Here is a 14,610-nt window from a genome sequence, read left to right on the forward strand (position 1 = left end):
AAAGAGATGGAAAACAGTTTTTAATGTGGGTAAAAAGAGCGGTAAAAGCTTGGAAAACTTAGCATTTCGACGCAAGAAAAACGGGCACGAATAACAATGATCAAACAAATCAAGGGGGTCACAATTAGTCAGGTGGCAGAGGCAGCCGGTGTTGCACGCTCCAGCGTTTCCCGTGCTTTTACCCGCCCTGATATGTTGAGCCCTGAAACTGTGACCCGTATTTTGGATGCGGCAAAAACGCTTGGTTATGTGCCAAATCATACTGCGCGCGCTTTAAGTACCGGCCGTTATGGCAATATTGCTTTGACAGTTCCTGATATCGCTAACCCGTTTTTTCCGCCGCTGATTCAGGCGGCACAAATGGAAGCTGATCGCTCGGATTTTTGCATTTTCTTAGGCAACGGCAGTGAAGATCCGGTTCAGGAAGATAAATTGCTCAAGCGTTTTGCCGGACAGGTGGAAGGTTTTGTGCTGGCGTCATCGCGTCTGTCTGATGCGCAAATTCGCGAACATGCCAGCCAGCATCCCCTCGTTTTGATCAATCGTGACGTTGAGGGAATTGCGCGCGTGCTGATTGATAGTGGCACAGGTGTTTGGCAGGCGGTGGAACATTTAGCTAAGCTGGGGCATCGCAAGATTGTTTATGTCAGCGGGCCATCGACATCATGGTCGAACCAGCAGCGCAGCGCCGCTGTGCGTGATGCGTCAGAAAAATTCAACCTAATTGCTCAGACCGTTGCAACCATTGTACCCTCTTTTGAGGCGGGGAAAAATGCCGTTGATGCGATTTTAAAAACGGGTGCCAGCGCGGCGATTGCCTTTGATGATTTAACGGCGCAGGGGGTGCTCGCCGGCATGGCCGAGCGGCATGTGATCGTGCCAAAAGATTTCAGTCTGATCGGTTGCGATGATGTGCTGGGCGCGATGACATATCCGGCCCTTACATCGGTTTCCAATCAATCAAGTGAGGCAGGCCGTGTCGCGGTCTCGCTGCTCATGGAAATATTGCAGGCCGGTTCCATTCGCGATGTGCGCCACACGTTGGAAACGCATCTTGTTATTCGTGATACGATGACAAATATTCCGGCGGAATTTGCACCGGCTAGCTAAATAAACTCAGGCGCTGCAATTTCTTACAGCGCATGAAATGTGTCTATACGGTTTAATTAAATGCCGTCCGGATGCACATGCTGATAATAATCAGTAAGGCGCAATTGGCTTGCAGCTTCCTGGTCGGTGATGATGGTCGCATGACGATGGAACTGTAATGCTGATGCAGGGCAAGCTGCTGAAACAGCACCCTCAATCATATCAGCAACAGCTTGTGCTTTATCGGCACCTGTTGCGATCAGCAGGCATTCACGCGCATCCAAAATAGTGCCGATACCCATAGTCAGTGCAAAACGCGGCGTTTCTTCACCTTCGGGAAAATATTGGCGGTTTGCGTTACGTGTGGTTTCGGTCAGCGTTTTTACGCGGGTGCGTGATGCAAGCGATGAGGAAGGTTCATTAAAACCGATATGGCCGTTTTTGCCAATGCCTAATAATTGCAATGAGATACCGCCAGCTGCGGTGATTTCTGCTTCATAGCGTTCACCTTCCGCATCCACATCATCCGGCATGCCATGCGGCAGATGCGTGCGGGATTGGTCGATATCGATGTGCTGGAACAGAATATCACGCATATAGGTATGATATGAGCAAGGATGCTCCGGCGGAATGCCGATATATTCATCCAGATTGAAGGTTGTCACACCGGCAAAAGAGACGGCACCGGCCTGATAGGCACTGACGAGACGCTCATATAAAGGCACCATAGTGCCGCCTGTTGCAAGGCCGAGGACGGCTTTAGGCTTGGCATTAACGTGATCGATGATGATGCCTTTGGCGCGCTCAATCGCTGCATCGCGATCAGGACAAATGAGAACTTTCACTGCAAACTTCTTTCTGTATGTAAGGCACGTCAAGGTGCATTATCATGTTGACCGCATCGATGAGCGACGTCGTTAGCTTCAGAATTATTGCCATCAAACAGTTTTTGCAAGCAGTCAGCCAGGCTTAGATCACTAAAATCTGCGTATCTTTTATATTTATCTGACAAGTCTGCACATTTACTTTTAAAACGATTTAAATTTCAACGCATCCGGCCTGGCTGTTTTATCTAAAGCGGCTGATTTAACTCAACCGGTTTCATGGTAATTGCGAGTTATGCTTTATGTTTCATAGGGCAAACCCGCTGGAATGAGATTGTCGTAAAAGGGTGCTTTGTGATGCCGAGCGAGATAAAACTGACCGAAGCAGAAATCGCCCGTTTTGGTGACGACCCGAAAACATCCTTTGCCGCTAATCTTGTTAAAGTACAAGAGCGTATTCAGGCCGCCTGTCAGCGTTCCGGACGTAATATTGATGATGTGCGCCTGCTGCCGGTTACAAAAACAGTTCCGGCAAATGTCTTACGCCTTGCTTATGCGGCGGGTATTTCTGATTTCAGCGAGAATAAATTGCAGGAAGCGCGCGATAAACAGGCAATTTTAAGCGAATATCCGATTAATTGGAGCATTATTGGTCATTTGCAGACCAATAAAGTGAAATATTTGGTGCGCCTTTCGTCTGAGTTTCATGCGCTCGATAGTTTTAGATTGGCTGAGGAAATCAACCGCCGCTTGGATAATATGGATCGCGACATGGATGTTTTTGTGCAGGTCAATACATCCGGCGAGGAAAGCAAATATGGTTTGCATCCGGATGATCTTTTACCCTTTGTCGAGCGGCTATCGGATTATCCGCGTCTGAAACCGCGTGGTTTAATGACATTGGCAATTTTCAGCAGTGACCAAGAGCGGGTTCGCACTTGTTTTCGTTTGTTGCGTGATCTGCGCGATAAGGCCGTGAAAATTCACTCGGGACTTACTCAGCTTTCGATGGGAATGTCGGGTGATTTTGAAACAGCCATCGAAGAAGGTGCAACAGTGGTTCGTGTCGGACAGGCGATCTTTGGTGCAAGACCGACGGATGACGGATTTTATTGGCCGGGTTTTGCACCCTCTAAAACAGATCATGTCAGCGCTACAAATATTAATGCGTCCTTGTCGCCCACCAGCACATAAGTGAGCCTGCACTAACCAGTAATGTGCCAAGCCAGAAGGAAATATCTAAATTTTCACCCAGCAGCTGCGCAGCAAAAAATGCTGAAAGCACGGGTGTGAAATAGGATGCCGTGGCAAGCACAGTGACATTGCCGTAGAGAATGCCGGTATTCCATGCGGCATAGCCTAAACCCATAGCACATGAGACGAGTGACAGCTCTATCAGCAGCTGCGGCGTGAAGTTAAAAGCCTGATTTTCAGTGAAGGCAAATTGAAGCCATAAGGCCGCTGCCGTCAGGATGAAAAACAGGGTTATACCGTTACAGCCTTTTGCAATTTTCTTGGTTAGAACGCAGTAAATGCTCCATATAATCGCACCAGCAAAAGCAAGCCCATAACTGAGCGGATTGGAACCAATATTAACGGCCATATGATGCAATGAAAGACCATTTTCACCACCCAGCACCTTGCTGACACCTATCAGACAGACAGTCATACCCACAAATATAAGCGGGCGTAACGTTTGCTTGCTGGTTATCACGGTGAGTAAAAGCGTCATGCTTGGCCAGAGATAATTGACCATGCTGACTTCGATGGCTTGGGTGCCAGAATCCGCAAAACCAATAGAGAGTGACAAACACATCTCATAAGCAGCGAAAAGGAGTCCACCCCAAATAAGATATCGGCGCGGGAAAGCGGATAGTTTTGGAATACCTACTGCAATAAGCAGAATAACAGAGCTGAGCGTATAGACCATTGCGGCGCCTCCGACCGCGCCTAATGCTTCGGTGACAGATCGGACAAGGCCGACGATCGTGCTCCAAAGAAAAACGGCTGTTAAGCCTATGGCGGTTGCTCTGCTGTAAGGCACTGAAAAATTTCTCGTTTTGAGGTTCTAAAGTATCCGATTGATTTGCCCCTTGCTAATCGATGCAAATGTTTTTGTCATCATTGAGCTGTGAGAGAGCATGGTCGTCAACAAATGAGTGACAGTATGAGGGATCGCCGATTAAAGAGCAGTGCTTTGGGCTTTATTCTTTAAGGATGAGATTGAAAAGCTGACATATTTGTGTAGTCCTTGTGAGGTTAAACAATTCATCACGTGACAGGAGCCCCCGCGAGAAACTGACGGGGTGAAGAGTATGAGCCAGTCAGATAAATTTGCCCGTATCGCTGATCTTGAACCAAACCGCCCAGCGTTGGAAGAAATGCGCCATCACTTGCATGCGCATCCGGAGCTTTCTTTTGAAGAAGAAAAAACGGCTGCTTATGTGGCGGATAAGCTTGAGGGCTGGGGCTATGAGGTGACGCGTAATGTCGGTGGACACGGTGTTGTTGGTTGTCTGACGGTTGGTACAGGCGGTCGCAATATTGCGATCCGCGCTGATATGGATGCTTTGCCAATTCTGGAAAAAACCGGCGTTGCTTATGCCAGTGAAATTGATGGTAAAATGCATGCCTGTGGTCACGATGGTCACACCACGATGTTGCTTGGAGCGGCTGAATATTTGGCACGTACCAAGAATTTTAATGGCACCGTTACATTGGTTTTCCAACCGGCTGAAGAAGCAGGCGAGGGCAGTGGCGCACAAGCCATGATTGCTGACGGCTTGTTTGAACGTTTTCCTGTGGACGCGATTTTTGGTCTGCATAATCATCCGGGCATGCCGGAAGGTACGGTGCTTTCTCGTTCAGGGCCAATGATGGCAGCGTCAGACACTGCTTTAATCCGTGTTATTGGTAAAGGTGGCCACGCTTCACGCCCGCATTTGACTGTTGATCCGATTATGGTTGCCTGCAGTCTGGTGATGGCACTGCAAACGGTTGTGTCGCGTAATATTGATCCGACAGAAACGGCTGTGATCACTGTGGGCACGATCCATGGCGGTGAAGCCTCAAACGTTATTTCCGAACATGTCGATCTGGCTATCAGTATCCGTTCATTTTCACCGGCGGTGCGTGAGTTGTTGCGCAAGCGCGTTTGTGAACTGACCGAGCAGCATGTTGCAGCCTATGGCGCAAAAGCTGAAATCAAATATGAGCTCGGATATCCGGTTGTTGTTAATTCCGATGAAGAAACGGTTTTTGCCACAGAAGTTGCGCGTGAACTGGTAGGCGACAGCAATGTCTCGACCTGTCCGCTAATTCCGGGCAGTGAAGACTTTGCTTACTTCCTGCAACATAAACCGGGCAGCTTTTTGCGACTCGGCAATGGTCTGGATTCTGCAGTCTTGCATAACCCGAAATATAATTTCAATGATGAAAATCTGACGGTGGGCGCAGCCCTTTGGGCTCGCTTGGCAGAGCGCTATCTGGCCGCTGGTGGCAATGTCTAATACAAGTTTTGCTTGATTTCTCTCGCCGGTATTTTGCAAAAATACCGGCGTGAAAGCCTGCGTTAGATGGGGTTCTCTGTCAAATTAGGATTACCAATTTCATTTACTGATTTTATCTGAATTTTTGTGACCCAAGGGTTGGTCTTGCGGCAAAAAAAAGCATTGTTTCTATTCAACAAAATTATGCTTGATTTATCATATAAATTATATGAACTGCCTTGATATTATGGCTACGTAATTTTTTTGAAGCTTAGTGCCGTTAGAGGTTTAAATGTCTGCGCAAGTGATTGCGATGATACTCGCACCGCTGTTAGGGTTGTTTATTGTCAGTATCGGCAATGGTTTCTTGTCATCATTGACAACCTTGCGTCTGGATAGTGCGGGTGTCTCCGAGACGATGATCGGTATCGTGTCATCCTCTTATTTTATAGGCCTGACGGTTGGTGCTATTTATCATGATCGTCTGATTGCGCGTATTGGACATATCCGTGCCTATAGTAGCTTTGCTTCGCTCATTACGGTGAGTGTATTGCTGCAAGGCATGTATTTTGATGTCTGGTTTTGGCTAAGCCTGCGCTTTCTTTATGGTTGGGCGGCAATTGGTATTTATCTGGTTATTGAAAGCTGGTTGTTGTTGGCAGCTGACCAAAAAATGCGCGGCCGTATTCTGGCACTTTATATGATTGCTTTATACGGATCCGGTATGCTTGGCCAACTAGCGCTTGGTACTGCTGATGCGATGGGCGCGGTTATACCATTCATGGCAGCGGCAATTCTCATTTCGCTTTCCGTTCTGCCCATTGTGATTTTGCCGCGCGTAACCCCGGTTGTTGAGCGTGTTGAAGCACTTAACCCGCTGGATTTGCTGCGTATGACACCAAGTGGTGTGATTGGTTGCTTTGGCTCCGGTATTGCAATTGCCGCCGTTTATTCTTTGTTTCCATTGTATTTGCAGCGCGCAGGCCTTGAGACCAGTGAAATTGGTACAATGATGGCGAGTGTGATTTTCGGTGCAATGGTGCTGCAATATCCGGTAGGTCGCTGGTCTGACAGGCGCGATCGCCGTATCGTACTGATTACGCTGAGTGTTGCCTGTGCTTTATTGTCGGCATTGGTGATCACTTTGCCGCAAAATTCACCTTTGCTGATTGTGGTATTCTTTTTGCTGGGCGGCGCTATTTTTGCGATTTATCCGGTTGCTGTCAGTTTTGCGGCGGATAGTACCTCGTCAGACGCATTGGTGCGTATGATACAGGGTTTGTTACTGATTAATTCGGTGGGCTGTGCTATCAGTCCGCTTATTATTTCGCCGGTTATGGCATTGATGGGACCATTAGGGCTTTTCTGGTCGCTTGGCCTTCTCAATGTGCTGATGATTGCTTTCTTCATGTGGCGTCGTGGTGCGCGCCCAGAATCGACACCGGCTGCACCTTTTGCGCCGGCAACGCCTTATTCACCGATTGGTGCCGAGTTGCGCGTAACGGATGAGCTGATACAGGGCGCCGTTGAGAACGAGAAAAACGATGCCGTGCATGTTGTTTTGCCGGAGAGTGAACAAGACACCTAACTGATAAGCGGACAATAGTGCTTAATGGACTAGTTGTCCGCCTCAATCTTGTGAGATTCATAATATTTCGGAAGGACTCGGATTGTGTGCTTTGTCTTCACGCAAACTAGTCTGTCTCTCATTCTGAGCATGTCATTGTCGTAAAAGAATTTATATGTTTGAAGGAACGTGGCTAAAATGAATATTTTACGTATTGCTGCTTTTTCCGAAGGTAATCAGGGCGGAAATCCTGCCGGTGTGGTTATTCTTGATACATTGCCGGGTGAGCAGATTATGCAGAAAACTGCTGCGGAAGTAGGTTTTTCAGAAACAGTCTTTACAGCTAAAACCGGTGATGGCTGGCGCACGCGATATTTTGCGCCAAGTTTTGAAGTGCCGTTTTGCGGTCATGCCACCATTGCATTGGGTGCTGCCTTGGCATTGCAGGAGGGTGATGGCATTTTTCCATTGATCCTTAATCAAAGCCGGATCACGGTTGAAGGACACCATCAAAATGGAAAGATAAGCGCCGCACTTCAGTCGCCGCCAACGTGGCATAAAGCGGCAACGAAAGAGATGACTGAGGATGCTCTTAATCTTTTTGGTTTGACTTATGCCGATCTTAATCCTGATATTCCTCCTGCATTTATTCATGGTGGTGCCGATCATTTTTGCCTGTCATTGCAATCGCGAGACGCTTTGAAAACTATGCATTATGATTTTGAAAAAGGTCGTGCACTGATGCGCAAACATGGCTGGGTGACTATTTTGCTCAACTATGCCGAGACGAAACAGCTTTTCCATACACGCAACCCGTTTGCTGCGGGTGGTGTTTATGAAGATGCAGCAACAGGTGCGGCTACAGCAGCGTTTGCTGGCTATTTGCGTGATCTGAATTGGCCGCATGGCGGCGTTATCGAAATTATTCAGGGGGAAGATATGGGGATGCTTTCCCGATTGCGTGCTGAGATATCACCTGAAAAAGGCAGTTCAATTCGCATCTCAGGTGCAGCACATATAATGGAATAATTCTAAAATTATATTCACCAATACAGTGAAGTTCCCAATCGTGATGGTGTTTACTATAATTGAACTAGTAAATATTTGATTTTGGCATGTTTAAATAATTGCACTGACGGAAGGGCAGTGTTTTAATAGTGGTGGCTGCTTATCATAATATTAAATTTAAATCGCAGTCATTCAATGGGAGGTTTTATCATGTTCAAGATGAAGTCTGCGCTCTTGAGTGCGGTCTATGGAGCTATATTGGTGAGCACTATTTCTACAGCGCATGCAGAAGATAAACCCCGTGCACGAGACCTCGGCATACCATTTACAGGTGAAACAGGTCCCAATAATGCAATTACCGACGTTGAGGGTGTAACAGTTGGTTATTCCACCATCATCGAAGGCGAAGGTAAAATCGAAGTCGGTAAAGGGCCTGTCCGTACAGGTGTGACGGCTATTTTGCCCCGTGGTAAAACCTTCAATCCGGTCTTTTCCGGCTGGTATTCCTTAAATGGTAACGGTGAAATGACCGGTACGACATGGGTGGAGGAAAGCGGCTTTCTGGAAGGGCCGATTACCATCACCAATACGCATAGTGTTGGGGTTGTGCGGGATTCAGTTGTCTCATGGCTTGCTGATAATGATCTGACAGGGCCGCATTTCAGAGATCTCTACTGGCTGTTGCCGGTTGTTGCAGAAACATGGGACGGCATCCTTAACGATATTAACGGCATGCATGTGAAAAAAGAGCATGTTTATGCAGCCCTTGATAATGCGACCAGTGGTCAGATTGCCGAAGGCAATGTCGGCGGCGGCACCGGTATGAACCTTTTCAACTTTAAAGGTGGCACCGGTACATCATCACGTAAACTCAGTGATGAACAAGGTGGCTATACGGTTGGCGTTCTGGTGCAGGGCAATTTTGGCTCGCGCAAAGATTTACTGATTGCCGGTGTGCCTGTCGGGCAGGAAATCACGGACATGATGCCGGACACGTCGTGGACACGTGAGGAAACCGGTTCCATCATCGTGGTGGTTGCAACGGATGCGCCATTGTTGCCGCAACAGCTGAAGCGTTTGGCACGCCGTGTACCGATTGGTATTGGCCGTGTTGGTGGTTTTGGCGGCAATGGTAGCGGTGATATTTTCATCAGTTTCTCGACCGGCAACCCTGAAGCCTATAGTCGTGAAGAAAATACCAAGCTTGAAATGGTATCAAATAACAAGATGGATCCGCTTATTCAGGCCGCAGCTCTGGCAACTGAAGAAGCCATTGTAAACGCGATGATTGCGGCTGAAACAATGAAGGGGCGCGATGACAATGTGTCTTTCGCTATTCCGCATGATCGTCTTGTCGATGTGATGAAAAAATATAATCGTCTGGACGCGAAATAGTCGTTTGAAAATAGAAAAGCGGCCTTTAGAGGCCGCTTTTTTATATGTGGTTTGTTGCTTGCATCTGAAATAATAGTCTATACAAAAAGACATTGGTCATCTTTGCATGAAATATATAAAGTAAGATGATTTTATTATTGTGTTTGAAATCAGCACTTTGCTGAGAGTGACGAAGGTGCAGTTTGAATCAGGAAAATAATGCTCCAGTCAGTCTTTCAGAGCAAATTCAAAAAGATATTGAAGAAAATATCATTAATGGTCATTGGGCGCCGGGTGATAAAATTCCAAGCGAAAGCGATTTTATGGAGCAATATCAGTGCTCCCGCATGACCGTTAATCGCGTTTTATCGCGCCTTGCCGAACGTGGATTGATCAATCGTCGCCGCAAAGCAGGTTCATTCGTCTCTGCGCCGCAGGCTGATAGTGTGATGTTTATGCAGATCCGTGACTTTGCTAAAGAGGCAAAGGAAACCGGCCAGCAATATCGCCATGAAATTTTGCTGCGTCGTGAAGAACGTATCGCACCAGCAAAAGCAAAAGAATTGCAGCTTGCAACTGATCACAAGATTTTACGCATTTTGTGCCTGCATATCGTCAATGAAAAGCCTGAAGCCTATGAAGACCGCATCATTTCCTTGGCAAAAGTGCCGGAAGTGGCGGCGGAAACATTTGAAGAAACCCCGCCCGGCACATGGTTGCTTGGCCATATTCCGTGGAATGAAGCTAAGCATACTATTCGTGCGATCAATGCCGATACCACATTAGCAGGCATACTTGGCATTGAAACCAATGCGGCGTGTTTGAAGCTTAACCGGCGCACATGGCACCGTGCGGAGCTGATCACCGATGTGGATATTATTTATCCGGGTCTCGGACACGAGATTACAGGTGTTTTCTCCTCTAATCTCGGGTCTTTTCCGCAAGTCAATGCGTGAGCCTGTTTAATTCAATAGCTCACCTATTGTTTGCTGGAATGCACGCTCGGCCTCATCGCGCATGGCGTGGCGGCCATTTTCCACCTGTTTTTTGCCGCGTACCCAGACATCGGAAACGCTTGCGCGACCAGCGAAAATCCAGGTGTCAAGGATAGTATCGCCTTTGGTGTCGGGCAAACGCTGCATGTCGAGCGAGAGAAAATCGGCAGATGCGCCGGTTTTTAAGCCGTCTTGAGCGCGTCCCATGGAAATATTGCCGCCTTGAACGGCACCATCAAACACGGCGCGTCCGGTGGAGCGTTCATTTTGTGCCAGTACATTGCGGGCGCGATGCTGCAGGCGCTGTGAATATTCATATTGGCGTAATTCGTCACCAATGCCGATCAGCACATTGGAATCGGAGCCAATACCGAACTGCCCGCCATGCTCATGAAAGCACGGGGCGTTGAAGGCGCCGTCACCCAAATTGGCTTCTGTCACAGGGCATAGACCGGCAATTGCACCTGCATTTGCAACGTCTTTTGTTTCTGCGTCGCTCATGTGGGTTGCATGAATAAGGCACCAGCGGGATGACAAATCTTGATAGTTTAACAGCCATTCGACAGGACGCTGTCCTGACCATGCGAGGCAATCTTCAACTTCTTTCACTTGCTCGGAAATGTGAATATGCACCGGCGCATCGGGCAAAATCTGTGCCGCAAAGTTCAATTCATCCGGCGTTACAGCGCGCAAACTATGGGGCGCCACGCCCAAAACTGCACCGTCAATAAGGGATAAAGATTTTTGGCAACCTTCAATGAGGCGCGCAAAACTTGTCTCATCATTGATGAAACGGCGCTGGCCTTCATTGGGAGCGCTGCCGCCAAAACCGGAATGGGCATAGAATACCGGCAGCAGTGTGAGGCCTATACCGGCTGTTTGCGCAGCGGAAACAATCTGATCGGCCATCTCGGAAATATTGGCATAAGGCCTGCCGTCGCGGTCGTGATGGAGATAGTGAAACTCGCCAACGCGGGTAAAGCCTGCCTCCAGCATATCGATATAAAGGCGCAGCGCGACTGTGCGCGTTTGATCGGGCGACATGGTCAGCGCAAATTTATACATAATTTCGCGCCAGCTCCAGAAGCTGTCGGCAGAGCTGCCGCGCTTTTCGGCAAGGCCTGCCATGCCATATTGAAATGCGTGGCTGTGAATATTCGGCATGCCGCTGAGAATGACATGATGGCGCTCGTCATGAGCCTGAGCTTCTACATCAGTTTCGATGCTGCTTATCTTGCCGCCGGCAATGGTGAGGCGCACATTTTGCGCCCAGCCGTTTGGCAACAGAGCTTGGCTTGCATGGATAGTGCTCGCATGAGTGGCGCTTGCCGACATAGATCAAAACTCCTCTTGCCGCTTGGTTTTCCCGTTTGTTTTTCAACAAAATGTAATTTTGTACATTTTTCCTCTTGGCGGCTTGATTATTATGTATATACATTATGTGCAATCAGGGGAAGAGAGAAAAATGCTGATGGCAAAGAAATCCGACTTCGTTTTAATCAATGCGCGCATGATTACGCTTGCAGAAAAACTAAGTGGTCTGGGCTTAATTGAAGATGCAGCACTTGCTGTGCGCGATGGCAAAATCGCCTATGCGGGTGGATTGGGCGAATTGCCGCCTGAATTTACTGATTTTAAAACAATCGATTGTCAGGGGCGTCTGATTACGCCCGGTCTGATTGATTGTCATACGCATCTTGTGCATGCGGGTAATCGCGCGCACGAGTTTGAACTGCGCCTTAATGGTGCAACTTATGAAGAAGTTGCGCGCGCTGGCGGGGGCATTGTTTCATCGGTTAAAAACTTACGTGCAGCAAGTGAAGATGATCTGGTGCAAGAGAGCCTGCCGCGTCTGGATGCATTGATTGCTGAAGGTGTGACAACGATCGAGATCAAATCCGGTTATGGGCTGGACGCTGAAAACGAAATGAAAGCATTGCGTGCGGCACGTAAACTTGGTGAAAAGCGTGATGTTGCTGTGCGCACGACCTTCTTGGGCGCACATGCTTTGCCGCCGGAAATGAACGGCGATAAGCAGGCCTATATTGATAAAATCATCCATGATATGTTGCCGCGTATTGCCGTCGAAAAACTGGCAGATGCGGTTGACGGCTTTTGTGAAGGCATTGCCTTTTTGCCAGATGAAATGGCGCGTGTTTTTGATGCCGCAAAAACCCATCATCTGCCGGTGAAGCTCCATGCTGATCAGTTGTCGAATTTGCATGGAGCAGCATTAGCCGCTTCATATCAGGCGCTTTCTGCTGATCATCTGGAATATACTGATGAAGCTGGTGCGCAGGCGATGGCACAGGCCGGAACTGTCGCCGTCTTGTTGCCGGGGGCATATTATTTCATCCGCGAAACGCAAAAGCCGCCGGTTGATCTTTTCCGTGCGGCTGGCACAAAAATGGCGCTGGCAACCGATAATAATCCGGGCACATCGCCGCTGACATCGCTGCTTTTAACCATGAATATGGGCGCTACACTTTTCCGCATGACCGTGGATGAGTGCATTGCCGGTGTGACGCGTGAAGCAGCGCGAGCGCTTGGTGTGTTAGCGCAAACCGGCACGCTTGAGACCGGCAAAGATGCCGACATTGCCATTTGGGACGTCGAGCGTCCGGCAGAACTTGTTTACCGGATCGGTTTCAATCCGCTTTGGAAGCGGATTTTCAAAGGTCAGATTTAATTTTCATAACCCGTGGGCATTGTCCCCGATGGAGCAACAGATGACTCTCGTTCTCAAACCCGGCAGTGTTTCTCTTGGAACTCTTGAGAAAATCTATCGTGAAAATTTAAGCGTACGTATTGATACGTCTTTTCATGGCGCTATCGAAAAAGCTGCCAATCGTATTGCCGAAATCGCGGCTGGTGATGCACCGGTTTATGGCATTAATACCGGCTTTGGTAAGCTGGCTTCCATCCGCATTGCGCCGGAAGATGTAGCAACGCTGCAACGCAACCTGATCTTGTCACATTGCTGCGGCGTGGGTGAACCATTAAGCCAAGACATTGTGCGCTTGATTATGGCGCTGAAGCTTATCTCGCTTGGTCGCGGTGCATCCGGTGTACGTCTTCAACTCATCACCTTGATTGAAGGCATGCTGGAAAAAGGCGTGCATCCGATGATCCCTGCCAAGGGCTCAGTGGGTGCTTCCGGTGATCTGGCACCGCTTGCTCATATGGCTGCGGTGATGATCGGCGAAGGTGAAGCTTTTTATCAAGGCGCCCGCCTTTCCGGTGCAGATGCTTTGAAAAAAGCAGGGCTTACGCCTGTTGTGCTGGCTGCCAAAGAAGGTCTGGCACTTATTAACGGCACCCAGACCTCAACCGCTTTAGCGCTTGCAGGGCTTTTCCGTGCGCATCGGGCGTTGCAATCAGCATTGATTACCGGCGCACTTTCCACCGATGCCGCGATGGGTTCCACCGCGCCATTCCATCCGGATATTCATACATTGCGTGGCCATCAAGGGCAGATTGATACCGCATCAGCTCTGCGCAGTTTGCTCGCCGGTTCGGTTATTCGAGACAGCCATCTGGAAGGCGATCAGCGCGTGCAGGATCCTTATTGCATTCGTTGCCAGCCGCAGGTGGATGGCGCATGTCTTGATATCTTGCGTCAGGCTGCCCGCAGCCTTGAAATTGAAGCAAATGCGGTTACCGATAATCCGCTGGTGCTTTCCGATGACAGTGTGATTTCCGGCGGTAATTTCCATGCTGAACCGGTGGCCTTTGCTGCGGATCAGATCGCTTTGGCGATTTGCGAAATTGGTGCGATTGCGCAGCGCCGTATCGCGCTTTTGGTTGATCCGGCGCTGTCTTTTGGTCTGCCAGCTTTCTTGGCTAAAAAGCCGGGTCTTAATTCCGGCCTGATGATTGCCGAAGTGACTTCAGCCGCCTTGATGAGCGAAAATAAGCAGATGGCACATCCGGCATCGGTGGATTCTACCCCGACCTCTGCCAATCAGGAAGATCATGTTTCGATGGCTTGTCATGGTGCGCGTCGCTTGCTGCAAATGACCGACAATCTCAATGCCATTATCGGCATTGAAGCTTTGAGCGGTGCTCTTGGTGTAGAGCTGCGCGGACCATTGGAAACCAGCCCTGAACTGAAAAACGCGATGGCTGCTTTACGCGCTAAAGTGCCGACACTCGATATTGATCGCTACATGGCAAATGACCTTGAAGCTGCAACAGCTGTTGTTGCTGATGGTTCACTGAACGCGAGCATCAGCAATGGCATTCTGCCATCCTTGGAGGCTTAA

General features: G+C 48.8%; 12 protein-coding genes. 9 read left to right on the top strand and 3 right to left on the bottom strand.

The genetic code is table 11. The annotated features are described in order from the left end of the window. The first annotated feature begins 96 nt into the window (after positions 1-96). A complete protein-coding gene (locus ABDZ76_RS11100) occupies positions 97-1,110 on the top strand; it encodes a LacI family DNA-binding transcriptional regulator (protein ID WP_343805395.1) in 1,014 nt (337 codons plus the stop codon). A gap of 56 nt (positions 1,111-1,166) precedes the next feature. Here the strand turns inward: ABDZ76_RS11100 and nagB are convergent, their stop codons facing one another. Next, positions 1,167-1,934, bottom strand: coding sequence for a glucosamine-6-phosphate deaminase (gene nagB, locus ABDZ76_RS11105; protein WP_343805397.1), 768 nt, complete (start codon positions 1,932-1,934; stop codon positions 1,167-1,169). A 336-nt stretch (positions 1,935-2,270) separates the two neighbouring features. Here nagB and ABDZ76_RS11110 point away from each other — a divergent pair, with 336 nt between their 5' ends. Then, positions 2,271-3,107, top strand: coding sequence for a YggS family pyridoxal phosphate-dependent enzyme (locus ABDZ76_RS11110; protein ID WP_343805399.1), 837 nt, complete (start codon positions 2,271-2,273; stop codon positions 3,105-3,107). Here ABDZ76_RS11110 and yddG read toward each other — a convergent pair. Continuing rightward, positions 3,076-3,957, bottom strand: coding sequence for an aromatic amino acid DMT transporter YddG (yddG, locus tag ABDZ76_RS11115; protein WP_343805401.1), 882 nt, complete (start codon positions 3,955-3,957; stop codon positions 3,076-3,078). The two genes, ABDZ76_RS11110 and yddG, sit on opposite strands and share 32 nt — an antisense overlap. A gap of 271 nt (positions 3,958-4,228) precedes the next feature. Here yddG and ABDZ76_RS11120 point away from each other — a divergent pair, with 271 nt between their 5' ends. The 5 genes from ABDZ76_RS11120 (at position 4,229) to ABDZ76_RS11140 (ending at position 10,306) form a co-directional block, all read left to right on the top strand. Beyond that, a complete protein-coding gene (locus ABDZ76_RS11120) occupies positions 4,229-5,422 on the top strand; it encodes a M20 aminoacylase family protein (RefSeq protein WP_343805403.1) in 1,194 nt (397 codons plus the stop codon). A gap of 271 nt (positions 5,423-5,693) precedes the next feature. After that, positions 5,694-6,989, top strand: a complete 1,296-nt coding sequence (locus ABDZ76_RS11125; protein WP_343805405.1) for an MFS transporter — start codon at positions 5,694-5,696, stop codon at positions 6,987-6,989. A 177-nt stretch (positions 6,990-7,166) separates the two neighbouring features. Next, positions 7,167-7,997 carry a PhzF family phenazine biosynthesis protein gene (locus tag ABDZ76_RS11130; protein ID WP_343805407.1) on the top strand — a complete coding sequence of 277 codons (831 nt, stop codon included), beginning with the start codon at positions 7,167-7,169 and terminating at the stop codon, positions 7,995-7,997. 240 nt (positions 7,998-8,237) lie between these two features. Beyond that, the gene (locus tag ABDZ76_RS11135; RefSeq protein WP_343805409.1) at positions 8,238-9,371 is read left to right on the top strand and encodes a DmpA family aminopeptidase; all 1,134 of its coding nucleotides are present in this window, start codon (positions 8,238-8,240) and stop codon (positions 9,369-9,371) included. 182 nt (positions 9,372-9,553) lie between these two features. Then, the gene (locus ABDZ76_RS11140; RefSeq protein ID WP_343805412.1) at positions 9,554-10,306 is read left to right on the top strand and encodes a histidine utilization transcriptional repressor HutC; all 753 of its coding nucleotides are present in this window, start codon (positions 9,554-9,556) and stop codon (positions 10,304-10,306) included. Positions 10,307-10,312: 6 nt separating this feature from the next. Here ABDZ76_RS11140 and ABDZ76_RS11145 read toward each other — a convergent pair whose 3' ends face one another. After that, entirely contained in the window at positions 10,313-11,680 is a 1,368-nt protein-coding gene (locus ABDZ76_RS11145; protein WP_343805414.1) for a formimidoylglutamate deiminase, read from the bottom strand. Positions 11,681-11,816: 136 nt separating this feature from the next. Between ABDZ76_RS11145 and hutI the strand changes: the two genes are divergently transcribed. Both hutI and hutH read left to right on the top strand, forming a co-directional pair. Further along, positions 11,817-13,034, top strand: coding sequence for an imidazolonepropionase (hutI, locus tag ABDZ76_RS11150; RefSeq protein WP_343805416.1), 1,218 nt, complete (start codon positions 11,817-11,819; stop codon positions 13,032-13,034). Between the two features lie 40 nt (positions 13,035-13,074). Next, positions 13,075-14,610 carry a histidine ammonia-lyase gene (gene hutH / locus ABDZ76_RS11155; protein ID WP_343805418.1) on the top strand — a complete coding sequence of 512 codons (1,536 nt, stop codon included), beginning with the start codon at positions 13,075-13,077 and terminating at the stop codon, positions 14,608-14,610.

Origin of the sequence: Paenochrobactrum glaciei (genome assembly GCF_039522165.1) — a bacterium.
In the GTDB taxonomy this organism is placed as follows: domain Bacteria; phylum Pseudomonadota; class Alphaproteobacteria; order Rhizobiales; family Rhizobiaceae; genus Paenochrobactrum; species Paenochrobactrum glaciei.